A 15,912-nucleotide genomic window follows, 5' to 3' on the forward strand; every position below is an offset into this window, starting at 1 on the left:
CTTCGGCGTCCCAGGCGGCGGATCCGCGAACAGCCGGCGAAGGCTCGGTGAACTTCTCGGTCCACGGGCCCTGATCGGCCTCCGCGCACTCGCGCATCCGTGAAAGTGGACCCATGGACACGTTCCTCTCGTTCTTCAGCGTTCCCGGCATGAGCAGCCTTCTGAAGACGGGCACGGCCATCCTGACCGTGCTGCTTGTGGTTCCGGCCCTGCTGAAACTCTTCCTCGTGACGATCGACGAGGGGTGGGCCGCGATCCGCACGCGGAACGGCAAACCCATCGTCCGAAAGCCCAAGGGCGTTCCCGGTGCACCGGGCGAAGTCGTGGTCCTCCCGCCAGGCACGCACGGCGCGTTCCCGATGTTCTACTGGTACAAGCTGATCGACGTCCGCTGCCGCGCCACGGATCTGCCTGCCCGTCAGCTCACCGGCGCCTCCGGCCACCAGCATCTGGTGCACGCCTCGTTCGAATGGCGCCCCGTGGCGACAGGACGCGAGCTGCGCGTGTTCGAGCTCGACGTCGTGAATGTCACCGAACGCACGGCCAACATCGTCGGCTCGGCGATGCGCGACGTGATCCGGGGTCTGCCGGGCGACGTCCTGCCGGAGAACGCCGATCTCGGCGCTCAGGTGCTCTCGGCCTGCGCCCAGACGGCTCTCCGCGACTGCGGCGTCGAGGTCGTGCGCGTCATGATCACCGGCGACGCCCTGACGGACGGCTACCTGCTGTCGCAGGCGCTGCGCGCCGGGGATCGGGATGCCGAGGCCGCTGTCGCGGCGCTGCACGCTCTGAACTGAACGCGCGGCGGGGTCAGCGCTTCTCGTGCAGCGGCAGGTCGATCGCGCCGGTCTCGCCGGCGTTGCGCGCCACCGGGATGCGGATGCCGAGCACCTGCGAGACGACGTCCTGCGCGATCTTGGGAGCGGTCAGGCCCGCATCGGCGAGGATTTGGTCGCGTGAGGCATGATCGATGAACTCGTCGGGGAGGCCGAGCTCGTCGACCGCGGTGTCGATCCCCGCTTCGCGGAGCACCTGACGCACCCGCGTCCCGATTCCTCCCACCCGGATGCCGTCCTCGAGCGTGATGACGAGCCGATGGCGGCGTGCGAGGTCGATGACCGACGGCTGAACCGGAATCGCCCACCGCGGGTCGATCACGGTCGCGCCGATCCCCTGCGCACGCAGGCGCGTCGCGACATCCACCGCCAGCGCGGCGAACGGGCCGATTCCGACCAGCAGCACGTCCTCCGACTCACCGCGCGCCAGCACGTCCACGCCGTCCTGCAGACGTTCCAGAGCAGGAAGGTCGGGGGCGACCTCGCCCTTGGGGAACCGGATCACGGTCGGTGCGTCATCCACGAGTACGGCCTCATCCAGTGCCTCGCGCAGTCTCGCCCCGTCGCGGGGGGCGGCGATGCGGATGTGCGGCACGATCTGGAGCATGGCCAGATCCCACATACCGTGGTGGCTCGGCCCGTCGGGTCCCGTCACACCGGCTCGATCGAGCACGAACGTGACGCCGGCCTTGTGCAGGCCGACATCCATGAGCACCTGATCGAACGCCCGGTTGATGAAGGTCGCATACAGCGCGACGACGGGGTGCAGGCCGCCGTAGGCGAGGCCTGCGGCGGCCGTGACCGCGTGCTGCTCGGCGATGCCGACGTCGTAGACGCGCTCGGGGAACCGCTCGGCGAAAGGGGCGAGCCCGGTCGGGCGCAGCATCGCCGCGGTCATCGCGATGACCTTCGGGTCGCGCTCCCCCGCCTGTACGAGCGACTCGGAGAACACGTCGGTCCAGCCGGTGCCGCTGCTCGAGAGCGGCTCACCGGTCGACGGATCGATGCGGTTCACGGCATGGAACTGATCGGCGACGTCATCGCGCGCGGGCTGATAGCCGCGTCCCTTCTCGGTGATCGCGTGGACGATCACCGGTGCGCCGTACGACTTCGCGAGTTCGAGCGTCTCGATCAGCGCGTTCAGGTCGTGCCCGTCCACCGGCCCGAGGTACTTGATGTCGAGGTTGGAGTACAGCGCTGCGTTGTTCGTGAAGCGGGACAGGAACCCGTGCGTACCGCCGCGGACGCCGCGGAACATCGCCCGGCCGAACGCGCCGAACGACCGGAACAGCCGGTCGGATCTGCGGTGCAGATCCTTGTACGCGGCCGCCGTGCGCACGCGGTTCAGATACCGTGACATCCCGCCGATCGTCGGCGCGTAGGAACGTCCGTTGTCGTTGACGACGATGACCAGATTCCGATCGTTGTCGTCCGTGATGTTGTTGAGCGCCTCCCAGGTCATCCCGCCCGTGAGTGCGCCGTCGCCGACCACGGCCACCACGTGCCGGTCGGAGCGACCTGTGGCGGTCAGAGCCCGAGACACCCCGTCCGCCCAGCTCAGTGAGCTCGAGGCGTGCGACGATTCCACGACGTCGTGCGTGCTCTCGGAGCGCTGCGGATATCCGGCCAGTCCCCCGCGCAGCCGCAGCTGCGAGAAGTCCTGACGGCCGGTGAGCAGCTTGTGCACGTAGGACTGATGACCGGTGTCGAAGATGATCGGGTCCGCCGGTGACTGGAACACCCGGTGCAGCGCGAGCGTGAGCTCAACGACGCCGAGGTTCGGCCCCAGATGCCCGCCGGTGCGGGACACGTTCTCGATCAGGAACGACCGGATCTCGTCGGCGAGCTGTCCCAGCTGCTTCGAGCTGAGTCCGTCGAGATCCCGCGGCCCCGTGATGCCGGGAAGAATGGGCATCCGCACCTCCTGAAGTCTTCATCGATCTTACCGCCGGGCTCCGGGAATCCCCCGTGTGCACTTCCGGGAAACCCGCAGTCGGATGCTGCATGCACCCACCCGCGTCATCGCTGAGGGCCCGGATGCCGAAGCATCCGGGCCCTCAGCGAACGCGGGATCAGACCAGCGAGCGCAGCACGTACTGCAGGATTCCGCCGTTGCGGTAGTAGTCCGCTTCACCGGGGGTGTCGATGCGGACGACCGCGTCGAATTCGACTGCCTGCTTGCCCTCGGGCGACTGCGCGCTCGGGGTGGCCGTGACGCGGACCGTCTTCGGTGTGACACCGTTGTTGAGCTCTTCGAGACCCGAGATCGAGACGACCTCGGTGCCGTCGAGTCCGAGGGACTCCCAGCTCTCGCCTGCCGGGAACTGCAGCGGCACGACGCCCATGCCGATGAGGTTCGAGCGGTGGATGCGCTCGAAGCTCTCGGTGATGACGGCCTTGACGCCCAGCAGGCTCGTGCCCTTGGCGGCCCAGTCGCGCGACGACCCTGAGCCGTACTCCTTGCCGCCGAAGATCACCAGCGGTGTTCCCTGCTCCTGGTAGTTCTGGCTGGCGTCGTAGATGAACGACTGCGGAGCGCCGGGCTGCGTGAAGTCGCGGGTGTAGCCGCCCTCGACCTCAGCGCCGTCGTTGACCGCCCTGACGAGCTGGTTCTTCAGGCGGATGTTCGCGAAGGTGCCGCGGATCATCACCTCGTGGTTGCCTCGGCGGGAACCGTAGGAGTTGAAGTCCTTCTGAGCGACGCCGTGCTCGGTGAGGTACTGAGCGGCCGGCGTGCCGGCCTTGATGTTCCCGGCCGGGCTGATGTGGTCGGTCGTGACCGAGTCGCCGAGGGTCGCCAGCACGCGGGCGCCGGAGATGTCGGCGACCGGAGTCAGCTCCATGGTCATGCCGTCGAAGTACGGCGCCTTGCGGACGTAGGTCGAGTCCTCGTCCCACTCGAAAACGGGACCGGTCGGCGTGGGCAGGCTCGTCCAGCGCTCGTCGCCGTCGAAGACGGTGGCGTACTGCTTGATGAACTGCTCGCGCGAGATCGACGAGTCCACGATCTCCTGGACCTCGTCCGGCGTGGGCCAGATGTCCTTGAGGAAGACGTCCTGACCGTCGGCGCCCTGTCCGAGCGCGTCGTTCTCGAAGTCGAAGTGCATGGATCCGGCGAGCGCGTACGCGATGACCAGCGGGGGCGAAGCCAGGTAGTTCATCTTCACATCGGGGCTGATGCGACCCTCGAAGTTGCGGTTGCCGGACAGCACCGCGGTGACGGCCAGGTCGTTGTCGTTGATCGCGGCCGAGACCTCTTCGATCAGGGGGCCGGAGTTTCCGATGCAGATCGTGCAGCCGTAGCCGACCGTGTAGAAGCCGAGACCCTCGAGATCCTTGTCGAGACCGGACTTCTCGTAGTAGTCGGTGACGACCTTGGAGCCGGGGCCGAGCGTCGTCTTGACCCAGGGCTTCTGCTTGAGGCCCTTCTCGAGCGCCTTGCGCGCCACGAGCCCGGCCGCGATCATCACGGAGGGGTTCGAGGTGTTGGTGCACGACGTGATCGCCGCGAGCGTGACGGCGCCGTTGTCGAGGATGTACTTCTCCCCGTTCGGCGTCGTGACCGGCACCGGCTTGGATGCGCCCTTCACACCGCTGGAGATGTGCACCGGCCGGGTGTGGGTGTCCTCTTCGCCGGGGACGGATCCAGGGTCGGATGCCGGGAACGAGTGCTTCGACTCCAGGTCGACGACGTCCTCGGTCGTCGAGGCGGTGGCGTAGTTCAGGATGTCCTGCTCGAACTGGCCCTTGGCCTCCGAGAGCAGAATGCGGTCCTGCGGGCGCTTCGGGCCGGCGATCGAGGGGACGACCGTGCCGAGGTCGAGCTCCATGTACTCGCTGAACACGGGCTCGTTGTCCGCATCGTGCCAGAGGCGCTGCTCCTTCGCATACGCCTCGACGAGCGCGACCGTCTGCTCGTCGCGACCGGTCAGGCGCAGGTAGTCGGTCGTGACGTCGTCGATCGGGAAGATCGCGGCGGTCGAACCGAACTCCGGCGACATGTTTCCGATGGTGGCGCGGTTGGCGAGCGGCACCGATGCGACTCCGGCACCGTAGAACTCGACGAACTTGCCGACCACACCGTGCTTGCGCAGCATGTCGGTGATCGTGAGCACCACGTCGGTGGCGGTGACGCCGGCGGGGATCTCACCCGTGAGCTTGAAGCCGACGACGCGCGGGATGAGCATCGAGACCGGCTGGCCGAGCATAGCGGCCTCGGCCTCGATACCGCCGACGCCCCAACCCAGAACCCCGAGGCCGTTGACCATGGTGGTGTGCGAGTCGGTGCCGACGCAGGTGTCCGGGTACGCGCGCAGGACGCCGTTGACGTCGCGGTCGTAGATGACCTTGGCGAGGTGCTCGATGTTGACCTGGTGGACGATGCCGGTCCCCGGCGGGACGACCTTGAAGTCCTGGAAGGCGGTCTGGCCCCAGCGCAGGAACTGGTAGCGCTCGCCGTTGCGCTCGTACTCGATCTCGACGTTGCGCTCGAGGGCGTTGTCGCTGCCGAAGAGATCGGCGATGACCGAGTGGTCGATGACCATCTCAGCGGGCGAGAGCGGGTTGATCCGGCTGGCGTCGCCGCCGAGTGCCGTCACAGCCTCGCGCATGGTGGCGAGGTCGACGATGCACGGCACACCGGTGAAGTCCTGCATGACCACGCGCGCCGGCGTGAACTGGATCTCCGTGTTCGGCTCGGCCGAGGCATCCCACGAACCGAGCGCCTCGATCTGCGCCTTGGTGACGTTCGCGCCATCCTCGGTGCGAAGCAGGTTCTCCAGGAGGACCTTGAGGCTGAACGGGAGCTTCTCGTAACCGGGAACGGTGTCCACACGGAAGATCTCGTAGTCGGTGCTGCCGACCGTCAGGGTGCTCTGGGCACCGAAGCTGTTCACCGTGGACACGAATACGTCTCCTTCTACTCGGATGGAGGCAACTGGCGACTCCATCTTGCTCGCCAGCGAGCCCGCACTGCCAGCAAGGCGGACCTAACCAGTCTGCTCCGCCGAAGCCGTGTGCGAAAGCCTTCAATTTATCTTGATGTCAAGATAAATCTATCACGAGTCGGCGGCGTCTTCCTTCGGCAAGTCACGCGGGTAGAGCGCACGGACGACGAGCCAGGTCACAGCGATCATCGGAGCGAACAGCGGCAGACCCATGATGAGCTTCAACGTCCCCAGCGCGGTGACGTCGCCCGCGAAGTACAGCGGCAGCTGCACGGCGAGACGCGCGAAGAAGAGGGCGGCCCAGGCGATGCCGAGCCAGAAGAACGCGCGCTTCTTGCGGCGATCCTGTCGCCATGCGGTCCCCTCGCCCATGAGGAATCCGGCGGCGAGTCCGATCAACGACCAGCCGACGAGCGCGGAGATCAGCAGCGCGCTGCCGTACAGCGTGTTCGTGAGGAATCCGGGGACGAAGTTGTCCTCCCCCCGGCCGGTGAACAACGCCAGCGCCGCCGCGGCTCCCGCCGCGACGAGGCCGCCGATCGCGGCCGAGGGCGGCGACTTCTGGATCAGCCGGATGACCGTGAAGACAGCGGCCAGACCGACCGAGACACCGAGCGAGAGCACAAGCGGCTCTGGGCGGATGGTGAAGATGATGACGAACGCGAGGCTCGGCAGGACGGATTCCAAGATGCCGCGCCATCCGCCGATCGCGGACCACACGACCCGGTGCGTGCCTGACCGAGCGTCCGGATCCAGACCGGCCTTGCGCGCAGCGCCGCCCAGTGCGGCGCCGAGCACCTCAGAGACCCGGGGTTCAGCATCCTGATCGCGCTCGTCATCCGGACGCGAGAGGTTCTCGCTCACGCCGAGCCGGGGGACGCGGGCATCTTGAGCGGGATCAGATCGCGCGGCGGCATCGGCGATCCGCCGCGGACCACGACGAGCGAGCGGAAGAGATCCTCGATCTTCGCCGCCGCGTCCAGATCGGACGCCGCCGCTCCGCCGATCACGCCGCGCAGGAACCACCGCGGCCCGTCGACGCCGACGAAGCGCGCGAGCCGCAGGCCCGATCCTTCGGCTGCCGTCGCGGGGACCTCCGCGAGCAGTTCCTTGCCGAGAGGCCCTTCGCGCTCCTCCACACGACCGCCCTGCGAGCGCACCTGATCCTTGAGCTGCACCCGGGTCTCGTCCCACAGGCCGCCCGACCGGGGCGCGGCGAAGGGCTGGACCTGAAGCGACGATTCCGCGTAGTCGAGGCCGACAGCGACGATGCGCTTGGTCTGCTCCTCGACCTCGAGGCGAAGATTGAGTCCGTCCCGAGGGAGGATCTTGATTCCGCCGAGGTCGATGTACGGGCGGACCGGATTCACTTCGGACTCGTCGAACGGGCCGTCGACGGCACGGTCCACGGGCGCCGACTTCGATCCGCTGGCGTTGTTGTCGGTCATGAGTTCTTTCCTGCCTGGTATCCCGTCGAACCGAATCCGCCTTCGCCCCGTGCGCTCTCTGGGAGTTCGTCGACGGGGAGGAACACGGCCCGGGTGACGGGCATGATGATCAGCTGGGCGATGCGATCGCCGATCGCCACATCGTACGCGCTGCGGGTGTCCGTGTTTATCAGGCTCACCTTGATCTCGCCGCGGTACCCCGCATCGACGGTGCCCGGCGCGTTCACGATCGAGATGCCGTGCTTGGCGGCGAGACCGCTGCGCGGGACGACGAACGCCGCGTATCCCTCCGGCAGCGCAAGGCGCACACCGGTCGCGACGAGAGCACGCTCCCCCGGTTCGAGATGCACGGCCTCGGCGGCGACGAGATCGGCGCCCGCGTCCCCTGGATGCGCGTAGTGCGGGACCACGGAGGCGATAATGGGAAGGTCGATGGAATCGCTCACCCCAAGAGGCTAATGCAGAACACGGTCCCCGCTACTCGCCCGCGCTATCGGGAGCGCCTCGCACCGAGCCTCTGGCTGCTGGTGTCCGCTGCGGTCCTCGCGCCCATGGTCGCGCTCACCCTCGTGCCGGTGAGCTCGGCGCTGGGACTTGCGATCGGCGTCCTCGTCGGCCTGACGGTGATCGCACTGCTCGTCGTCGCCGCGCCGGTCGTCGCCGTCCAGGACGGCGTCCTGCGCGCCGGACGCGCGCACATCGACGTCCGCTGGCTCGGAGAGCCGGTGGCACTCGTCGGCGAGGAGGCCCGCGCGGCCAGAGGGCCCGCACTGGCGGCATCCGGCTGGCACCTCATCCGCGGGGGCATCGACGGCGTCGTCGTCGTCCCGAACACGGACCCGGATGACCCGGTTTCCGAGTGGACGATCTCGACGCGCACGCCCGACCGACTGGCCGCGGCCATCAGGAACGCCGGCGCCTGAGCGCCCAGGAACGACGACGCGCCCCGGACCTGATCGGTCGGGGCGCGTTCGGTTCTGCTGCGGTCAGGCCGCGCATTCCTTGCAGATGGGTCCATCCGGACCCTCGTGGTCGAGCTGCGAGCGATGCTTCACGAGGAAGCAGTTCATGCAGGTGAACTCGTCCTGCTGCGCGGGCAGCACGACGACGTCGAGCTCGAGGTCGGACAGGTCGGCCCCTGGGAGGTCGAAGCTCGACGGGTTGTCGGAGTCTTCGTCCCCGGTCGAGCCGGAGAGCTTGTCCGGCACACGCTCCTTGAGGGCTTCGATCGACTCGGAGTCGTCTTCGCTCTTTCGAGGGGCGTCGTAGTCGGTTGCCATGCGGTAGATCTCCACTTTCATGGTGCTAGTGGGCGGGGCGCCGTCGGGTAATCGGCGGCCATAGTTTGCACGACCGGAGCGGATTACGCAAATGCCGATCATCGCACCCGATCAAACTCACGGCACGCCCAGGCTATTCCCGGCCTCCGAAGGGCCCGCGTGACACGATGATCTGACACCCATCAGAGGGGCATTCGAATGGAAAACGTCACGATCGTGGGCACCGAAGCCGGTGTCCTCGTGCTCGCCACCGAGAACGGCCAGCGCTTCGCGCTGCCCATCGACGACCTTCTCCGCGCCGAGATCCGACGCGCAGGCGCCCAGGCTGCGCCGGCGGCCCCGAAGCTCGCCGCGAGTCCGCGCGAGATCCAGGCGCACATCCGGTCCGGGATGTCGGCGGCCGAGGTCGCAGAGCTGCTCGGCATCGAGCGCTCCGATGTCGAGCGCTTCGAGGGCCCGGTACTCGCCGAGCGCGAGCACATCGTCGGCCAGGCGCTCGCCGTCCCCGTGCTGATCGGCAGCGAGGTCGAGCCCGATGCGCAGCCGACGTTCGGAACCGCGATCCGCGCGAAGCTCGCCGATGTCGCCGCAGAGGCCGAGCGCTGGGCCAGCTGGAAGGAGGACTCCGGCTGGATCATCAAGCTCGAGTTCACGGCGAACGACGTCGATCACGACGCCCGCTGGAGCTTCGACCCCCGCCGCAGCACGCTGGCCCCGCTGAACGGCGATGCCACGCAGCTGTCGCGCCAGGGCTCGCTGCCCGACGGGCTCATCCCCCGGCTGCGCGCCGTGGAGAGGGAGCGTCAGCAATCGCCCTACAAGGACGACACGCGATTCGATTCCGGAGCATTCGGTCCTCGTCTGGTGGCGGAGTCCGAGCCCGAGCACGTCGATTCGGCAGCACCGGAGCGCTCCGCCGCTCAGGATGCCGCGATCAAGCGCGCCCCGGACGAGTCGAACACCAGCCCGGAGACCGCGGATCTGCTCGAGGCCCTGCGTCGGCGTCGAGGTCAGCGCGAGAGCGCACCGCTTGTGATCGATGAGCACGAGGATGTCGCGCCGCCGAGTCCCATCGCCCTGTTCGACACTCCGGAGAGCGTCCACGACGACGTCGAGCGCGCCTCCGAGCCCGAGAGCGACGCGAACGGCACGGATTCCTCGTCGCGCAAGCGTCGGCGCAACGCGATGCCGTCGTGGGACGAGATCGTCTTCGGCGCACGCACCGACGAGTAGCGGTCAGCGCGCGAGCGCGCCCAGGCGGATCAACGGGACCTGCCGCTCCTCCGGCGTGAGCGAGCCGTGCTGGCCGATCATCCCCCGGCTGCGCTGATCAGCCGCTGTTCCGTCGTACAGCGCCCGGTTGCCACGAGCTGCCAGCACGAGGTCGCCGATGCGCGATGCCGCGGCCTCGGTCACCCGCGGGCCGAACAGCCCGGAGGCGATCGCCTCAGCACGCGTCGCCACGTCCGCGACACCGTCCGTGCCCGACCGCCAGAGCTCGGCGGCCCGGTCGTGGTCGGCGTCCGCTTCGAGGTACAGGTGCACCATGCGCGGCTCGCCGCCGAAATGACGGACCCGGTCCATCCCAGGACTCGTCTCGTCGAACACGCTCTGACGATGGGACGGGACGTCGATCATCCCGTGATCGGCGGTGACGACAACGCCGACGCCGTCCGGCACCGGGTGCGCGAGAGCGGCATCCACGCCCTCGAGCGCGGCGATCCACTCCGAGGAGTCGACTCCGTGCTTGTGGCCGGCCTTGTCGACGTCCGCGAGATAGCAGTACACGATCGCGCCGTCGTGCGCCGCCGCGAGAGCGTAGGCGGCCTCGACGCGCTCGGCGGCCGACGCCACGGCCACGAACTCCGCGCCGCGCAGCGTCGCATGCGTGAAGCCGCTGTGCGCATAGGCCGCGACTCCGAGCGCGTACGCGGGATGACCTGCATCGCCGGCTCGCTCGAAGATCGTCCGCTCGGCCTGCCACGTGCGCGGATCGATTCCGGCGGACTCCCACTCGGAGAGCTGATTCACCAGCCGGTCGCGTGCGCGATCCAGCACGCGGTAGCCGACGAGTCCGTGCTCGCCTGGCCAGGCGCCGGTCAGGATGCTCGTCAGGGCGGCGGCGGTCGTCGAGGGGAAGACCGAGGTCGCCGTGTCCCGCTTCGCCATGCGTCCGGCGAGGTGACGCGCGTGCCCGGCGTGGGCGCGCAGATCGATCGCGCCGAGACCGTCCACGATGACGAGCACTCCGGAACGGATGCGGGTGTCTCCCGAGCCGCGGACGGTGGCGAACAGGTCGTCCGCCACCCCGACGATGCTCCGGGCTGCGGCGGACTCGGACGGTAGCATGAGAGGCATATCCGAGCCAGTCTTTCACAGCCCCGTGCAACGCCCGAAGGTCCGTCATGCCCAAAACCTCGTCCGCTGAACCCGTCGAGGAACGCATCCAGGACATCGACCTCGAAAGCGAGATGCAGGGGTCGTTCCTGGAGTACGCGTACTCCGTGATCTATTCGCGCGCCCTCCCGGATGCGCGCGACGGTCTCAAGCCCGTGCAGCGCCGCATCCTGTTCCAGATGGCGGAGATGGGGCTGCGCCCCGACCGCGGACATGTGAAGAGCGCCCGCGTGGTCGGCGAAGTGATGGGAAAGCTCCACCCGCACGGAGACACCGCGATCTACGACGCGCTCGTCCGCCTCGCGCAGAAGTGGGCGCTCCGTCTGCCGCTCGTCGACGGCCACGGCAACTTCGGCTCGTTGGACGACGGCCCCGCTGCCGCTCGATACACCGAAGCACGGCTCGCCGGATCGGCGCTGGCGCTGACGGACGACCTCGACGAGGACGTCGTCGATTTCATCCCGAACTACGACGGCCAGTTCCAGCAGCCGTCCGTCCTGCCCGCAGCATTCCCGAACCTTCTGGTCAACGGGGCTAGCGGCATCGCCGTCGGCATGGCGACGAACATGGCACCGCACAACCTCATCGAGGTCGTGGCCGCCGCCACCTACCTGCTCGAGAATCCGGATGCGACGACCGAGGAGCTCATGGAGTTCGTCCCCGGCCCTGACTTCCCCTCCGGCGGCATCGTCATGGGCCTGGACGGCATCAGGGATGCCTATGCCAACGGCCGTGGCGCGCTGAAGGTGCGCGGCAAGGTGTCGATCGAATCGCTGGGGCCGCGGCGCACCGGCATCGTCGTCACTGAGCTGCCGTACATGGTCGGGCCCGAGCGCCTGATCGAGAAGATCCGCGATGCCGTGCAGTCCAAGAAGCTGCAGGGCATCAGCGACGTCACCGACCTCACCGACCGCCATCACGGTCTCAGGGTCGCGATCACGGTCAAGACAGGGTTCGACCCGAACGCGATCCTCGAGCAGCTCTACCGGCTCACGCCGCTGGAGGACTCCTTCAGCATCAACAACGTCGCGCTCGTCCAGGGCCAGCCGCGCACGCTCGGTCTCAAGGAGCTGCTGAGCGTCTACGTCGGCCACCGCATCGAGGTCATCACCCGACGCAGCCGGTACCGCCTCGCCCGCCGCGAGGAGCGCCTGCACCTCGTGGAGGGCCTGCTCATCGCGATCCTCGACATCGACGAGGTCATTCAGGTCATCCGGTCGTCGGACGACAGCGAGCAGGCCCGCACGCGGCTGCGCACCGTGTTCGACCTGTCCGAGCCACAGGCCGAGTACATCCTGGAACTGCGCCTGCGCCGTCTCACCCGGTTCTCGCGCATCGAGCTCGAGTCCGAGCGGGATGCCCTGCGCGCCGAGATCGCCGCGCTGCAGGAGCTGCTCGGCAGCGACGCTCTGCTGCGGGCACAGGTCGCGAAGGAACTGGATGCCGCGGCCGACGCGTACGGCACTCCGCGCCGCACCCTGCTGATGAACGCCAAGCCGGCGGCTCCGCGCCGGGCGAAGGCCGGAGAGACCGATCTGCAGATCGCCGACGCGCCGACCCTCGTGGCGCTGTCGACGACCGGTCGCGCCGTGCGCGTCGATGTCCTCGACGGGCAGGAGATCAGCAGGCCGCCTCGGCGCAGCAAGCACGATGCGATCGCATCGACCGTCGAGGGGACGGTGCGCGGGGAGATCGGCGCGCTGACCTCGACCGGACGGCTGCTGCGCTTCTCCCCCGTCGACCTGCCGTCGGTTCCGGCGAGCTCGGTCCAGCTCGGTGCGGGGACGCCGCTGCGCGACTATCTCAACATCACCGCGCGCACCGAGCGGGTGGTCGCCCTCGTTCCGCTCGGAACGGAGACGCCCTTCGCGATCGGCACCACCCAGGGCACCGTCAAGCGGATCGTGCCGTCGACGCTCCCCGTGCGTCCTGAGCTCGAGGTCATCGGGCTGAAGCCCGGCGACTCGGTCGTCGGCGCGGCATCCGCGACCGACGAAGCCGAACTCGTCTTCGTGACGACCGACGCGCAGCTGCTGCACTTCGCCGCCGCCTCCGTCCGCCCGCAGGGCGCACCGGCCGGTGGCATGGCGGGCATCAAGCTCGGCGCTGGTGCGACCGTGCTGCACTTCGGCGTTGTCACGACGGACGAAGAGGCCGTCGTGGCGACCGTCTCCGGCGCCGAGGGGATGATTCCCGGCACCGACCCCGGTCGTGCGAAGGTCTCGTTCTTCTCCGAGTACCCGGCCAAGGGCCGCGCCACGGGCGGTGTGCGCGCGCACGCCTTCCTGAAGGGCGAGGACCGTCTGACCGTGGCATGGGTCGGCGACGAGCCGGCGTACGCGGTGGGTACAGACGGCGCGGTGCGGGCTCTTCCGGTGCCCGGCGCCAAGCGCGATGCCTCAGGCCAGCCCATCGACGGCGTCATCGGGTCGATCGGCCGCCCGGTTGTCTGATCCGTTCGCGGTGCTCTGCGCCGCGAGCGTCCCACGGCGTGCTCCGTCAGAGCGCGCTCAGGCGTCGATCGCCTCGCGCGACAGCCGGTCAGACGACTCGATGATGAACTCGCGACGCGGGGCGACCTCGTTGCCCATCAGCAGCTCGAACACCCGTCCGGCGGCCTCGGCATCCTCCATGCGGACACGACGGAGAAGGCGACCCGACCGATCCATAGTCGTGGATGCGAGTTGATCCGCATCCATCTCCCCCAGGCCCTTGTAGCGCTGAATCGGCTCGTGCCACCGCTTGTTCTGCTTGCGCAGCTTCGCGAGGAGGGCGTGCAGCTCCTGCTCGCTGTAAGTGTAGATCGTCTCGTTCGGCTTCGACCCCGGGTTCATCACGATCACGCGGTGCAGCGGCGGTACGGCCGCGAACACGCGCCCCGCCTCGATCAGCGGTCGCATGTAGCGGAAGAACAGCGTGAGAAGCAGCGTGCGGATGTGCGCGCCGTCGACGTCGGCATCGCTCATGAGGATCACTTTGCCGTAGCGCGCCGCCTCGATGTCGAAGCTGCGCCCTGAGCCGGCGCCGATGACCTGGATGATCGACGCGCACTCGGCATTGGACAGCATGTCGCCGATGGATGCCTTCTGCACGTTGAGGATCTTGCCGCGGATCGGCAGCAGCGCCTGGAACTCACTGCTGCGGGCGTCCTTCGCGGTGCCGAGCGCGGAATCGCCCTCGACGATGAAGAGCTCGCTGCGGTCGACGTCCTTGGTGCGGCAGTCGACGAGCTTCGCGGGGAGCGTGGAGGACTCCAGTGCGCTCTTGCGGCGCTGCGTCTCCTTGTGCGCGCGGGCGGAGACGCGCGCCTTCATCTCGGCGACGATCTTGTCGAGCAGCTGCGTCGCCTGGTTCTTGTCGTCGCGCTTGGTGGACGAGAAGCGAGCGCCGAGCTCTCGGCGCACCACCTGTGCGACGATCTGGCGCACAGCGGGGGTGCCGAGCACTTCCTTGGTCTGGCCCTCGAACTGCGGCTCGGGGACCTCGACCGTCAGCACGGCCGTGAGGCCGGCGAGGACGTCGTCCTTCTCGAGCTTGTCGTTGCCGACCTTGAGCCGCCGCGCGTTCTGCTCGACCTGGGAGCGCAGCACCTTCAGGAGCTCCTGCTCGAAGCCCTGCTGATGCGTTCCGCCCTTGGGCGTCGCGATGATGTTCACGAAGGACCGCGTGGTCGTCTCGTAGCCGGTCCCCCAGCGCAGCGCGATGTCGACGCGGCAGTCGCGCTGGACCTCCTGGGACGCCATGGTCCCGTTCGCCTGCAGGACCGGAACCGTCTCGGTGAACGTGCCGTCGCCCTGGATGCGCCAGGTGTCGGTGACCGGAGCATCCGTCGCCAGGTACTCGACGAACTCGGAGATGCCGCCCTCGTAGTGGTAGGAGGTCTCGTTGACTCCGTCGTCCGTCGCGGCGCGCTGGTCGCGGACGAGGATCTCCAGCCCCGGCACGAGGAATGCGGTCTGACGGGCGCGGGTCTCGAGCTCGGCGAGCTGGAACGCCGCGTCCTTCGTGAAGATCTGACGGTCCGCCCAGTATCGGACCCGTGTGCCGGTGACGCCCTTGGCAACCTTCCCGACCACGCGCAGCTCGCTCTTCTCCTCGAACGGGGTGAAGACGGCATCCGGACGCGGAGCGCCGTCGTCCTTGAAGATGCCCGGCTCTCCGCGGTGGAAGCTCATGGCGTAGGTCTTGCCGCCGCGGTCCACCTCGACGTCCAACCGCTCCGAGAGCGCGTTCACGACAGACGCGCCGACGCCGTGCAGGCCGCCGGAGGCCGCGTACGACCCTCCGCCGAACTTCCCACCGGCATGCAGCTTGGTGTAGACCACCTCGACGCCGGTGAGTCCGGTCCGCGGCTCCACATCGACGGGCACGCCGCGACCGCGGTCGCGCACCTCGACGCTGCCGTCGTCATGAAGGACGACGGCGATCTTGGAGCCGTTGCCGCCGACGGCCTCATCGACGGAGTTGTCGATGATCTCCCACAGGCAGTGCATGAGGCCGGGCGAGCCGTTCGACCCGATGTACATGCCCGGGCGCTTGCGGACCGCTTCGAGTCCTTCCAGAACCTGAAGATGATGGGCGGAATACTCGGAGGTCACAGTCTTCAAGTTTACGTGCGGTGCCGTCCGGTGAGCCGACGACACTCCCCATGCATCCCCGGTCGACGCCTTCCGCGTACGCGCTGAGCGAAACACGCCGCGATCCGGGCATGCGCACAGCCGGGGCGTGGTTGTATTGAGCACGCTCCCCAGCGAACCCGACTACCGAGGAGGCACCGAGATGAATGCAACGACTGAACGTGAGACCTCCACGGTGGAGTACCGCCTGACCGCCATGGATCGCTGCGATTCGTGCGGCGCGCAGGCCTACATCGCCGCCGAGGTCAACGGCTCCGAGCTGCTGTTCTGCGCCCACCACGGTCGCAAGTACGAAGAGAAGCTCCGCAGCATCGCGACCAGCTGGCACGACGAGACCGCTCGCCTCATCGAGGCCTGAGGTTCCCGGC

General features: G+C 68.3%; 13 protein-coding genes. 5 read left to right on the forward strand and 8 right to left on the reverse strand.

The window, feature by feature from the left end; all coding sequences use genetic code 11:
- The first annotated feature begins 113 nt into the window (after positions 1–113).
- Positions 114–797, forward strand: a complete 684-nt coding sequence (locus tag ACWAT3_RS02250; RefSeq protein ID WP_460795536.1) for an SPFH domain-containing protein — start codon at positions 114–116, stop codon at positions 795–797.
- 13 nt (positions 798–810) lie between these two features.
- Here the strand turns inward: ACWAT3_RS02250 and dxs are convergent, their stop codons facing one another.
- From dxs to dut, 5 genes are all read right to left on the reverse strand, one after another.
- The gene (gene dxs, locus ACWAT3_RS02255) at positions 811–2,751 is read right to left on the reverse strand and encodes a 1-deoxy-D-xylulose-5-phosphate synthase (protein ID WP_460795538.1); all 1,941 of its coding nucleotides are present in this window, start codon (positions 2,749–2,751) and stop codon (positions 811–813) included.
- A gap of 157 nt (positions 2,752–2,908) precedes the next feature.
- On the reverse strand, positions 2,909–5,785 hold the full coding sequence (locus ACWAT3_RS02260) for an aconitate hydratase (RefSeq protein WP_460795540.1): 2,877 nt from the start codon (positions 5,783–5,785) through the stop codon (positions 2,909–2,911).
- Positions 5,786–5,893: 108 nt separating this feature from the next.
- On the reverse strand, positions 5,894–6,646 hold the full coding sequence (locus ACWAT3_RS02265) for a DUF3159 domain-containing protein (protein WP_460795542.1): 753 nt from the start codon (positions 6,644–6,646) through the stop codon (positions 5,894–5,896).
- Complete coding sequence (locus ACWAT3_RS02270; RefSeq protein WP_460795544.1) at positions 6,643–7,230, reverse strand: DUF3710 domain-containing protein; 588 nt, start codon at positions 7,228–7,230, stop codon at positions 6,643–6,645. The genes ACWAT3_RS02265 and ACWAT3_RS02270 overlap by 4 nt, the downstream gene beginning before the upstream one ends.
- A complete protein-coding gene (gene dut / locus ACWAT3_RS02275; protein ID WP_460795866.1) occupies positions 7,227–7,664 on the reverse strand; it encodes a dUTP diphosphatase in 438 nt (145 codons plus the stop codon). Before dut ends, ACWAT3_RS02270 begins: the two co-directional genes overlap by 4 nt.
- A gap of 24 nt (positions 7,665–7,688) precedes the next feature.
- Between dut and ACWAT3_RS02280 the strand changes: the two genes are divergently transcribed.
- The gene (locus ACWAT3_RS02280) at positions 7,689–8,153 is read left to right on the forward strand and encodes a DUF3093 domain-containing protein (protein WP_460795546.1); all 465 of its coding nucleotides are present in this window, start codon (positions 7,689–7,691) and stop codon (positions 8,151–8,153) included.
- Positions 8,154–8,216: 63 nt separating this feature from the next.
- Here the strand turns inward: ACWAT3_RS02280 and ACWAT3_RS02285 are convergent, their stop codons facing one another.
- Positions 8,217–8,510 (reverse strand): DUF4193 domain-containing protein, encoded by a 294-nt coding sequence (locus tag ACWAT3_RS02285; protein ID WP_460795868.1) that lies wholly within the window; start codon positions 8,508–8,510, stop codon positions 8,217–8,219.
- Between the two features lie 198 nt (positions 8,511–8,708).
- On the opposite strand from ACWAT3_RS02285, the gene sepH reads away from it, so the two are divergent.
- Positions 8,709–9,743, forward strand: coding sequence for a septation protein SepH (gene sepH / locus ACWAT3_RS02290; protein ID WP_460795547.1), 1,035 nt, complete (start codon positions 8,709–8,711; stop codon positions 9,741–9,743).
- 3 nt (positions 9,744–9,746) lie between these two features.
- Here sepH and ACWAT3_RS02295 read toward each other — a convergent pair whose 3' ends face one another.
- Positions 9,747–10,868: an alkaline phosphatase family protein gene (locus ACWAT3_RS02295; RefSeq protein WP_460795549.1), complete on the reverse strand. Its 1,122-nt coding sequence runs from the start codon at positions 10,866–10,868 to the stop codon at positions 9,747–9,749.
- Positions 10,869–10,915: 47 nt separating this feature from the next.
- On the opposite strand from ACWAT3_RS02295, the gene ACWAT3_RS02300 reads away from it, so the two are divergent.
- Entirely contained in the window at positions 10,916–13,360 is a 2,445-nt protein-coding gene (locus ACWAT3_RS02300; RefSeq protein WP_460795550.1) for a DNA gyrase/topoisomerase IV subunit A, read from the forward strand.
- Between the two features lie 57 nt (positions 13,361–13,417).
- On the opposite strand, the gene ACWAT3_RS02305 is transcribed toward ACWAT3_RS02300, so the two are convergent.
- Complete coding sequence (locus ACWAT3_RS02305) at positions 13,418–15,505, reverse strand: DNA gyrase/topoisomerase IV subunit B (RefSeq protein ID WP_460795552.1); 2,088 nt, start codon at positions 15,503–15,505, stop codon at positions 13,418–13,420.
- A 181-nt stretch (positions 15,506–15,686) separates the two neighbouring features.
- Here ACWAT3_RS02305 and ACWAT3_RS02310 point away from each other — a divergent pair, with 181 nt between their 5' ends.
- A complete protein-coding gene (locus tag ACWAT3_RS02310) occupies positions 15,687–15,902 on the forward strand; it encodes a DUF7455 domain-containing protein (protein ID WP_264157765.1) in 216 nt (71 codons plus the stop codon).
- Positions 15,903–15,912 lie beyond the last annotated feature (10 nt).

The organism is Microbacterium sp. GXF0217 (assembly GCF_054798195.1).

Excerpts from the sequence above, each read along its gene's own strand:
- ACWAT3_RS02250 (WP_460795536.1), top strand. The coding sequence starts at position 114 with ATGGACACGTTCCTCTCGTTCTTCAGCGTTCCCGGCATGAGCAGCCTT.
- dxs (WP_460795538.1), bottom strand. The coding sequence starts at position 2,751 with ATGCCCATTCTTCCCGGCATCACGGGGCCGCGGGATCTCGACGGACTC.
- ACWAT3_RS02260 (WP_460795540.1), bottom strand. The coding sequence starts at position 5,785 with ATGGAGTCGCCAGTTGCCTCCATCCGAGTAGAAGGAGACGTATTCGTG.
- ACWAT3_RS02270 (WP_460795544.1), bottom strand. The coding sequence starts at position 7,230 with ATGACCGACAACAACGCCAGCGGATCGAAGTCGGCGCCCGTGGACCGT.
- ACWAT3_RS02280 (WP_460795546.1), top strand. The coding sequence starts at position 7,689 with ATGCAGAACACGGTCCCCGCTACTCGCCCGCGCTATCGGGAGCGCCTC.
- ACWAT3_RS02285 (WP_460795868.1), bottom strand. The coding sequence starts at position 8,510 with ATGGCAACCGACTACGACGCCCCTCGAAAGAGCGAAGACGACTCCGAG.
- sepH (WP_460795547.1), top strand. The coding sequence starts at position 8,709 with ATGGAAAACGTCACGATCGTGGGCACCGAAGCCGGTGTCCTCGTGCTC.
- ACWAT3_RS02295 (WP_460795549.1), bottom strand. The coding sequence starts at position 10,868 with ATGCCTCTCATGCTACCGTCCGAGTCCGCCGCAGCCCGGAGCATCGTC.
- ACWAT3_RS02300 (WP_460795550.1), top strand. The coding sequence starts at position 10,916 with ATGCCCAAAACCTCGTCCGCTGAACCCGTCGAGGAACGCATCCAGGAC.
- ACWAT3_RS02310 (WP_264157765.1), top strand. The coding sequence starts at position 15,687 with ATGAATGCAACGACTGAACGTGAGACCTCCACGGTGGAGTACCGCCTG.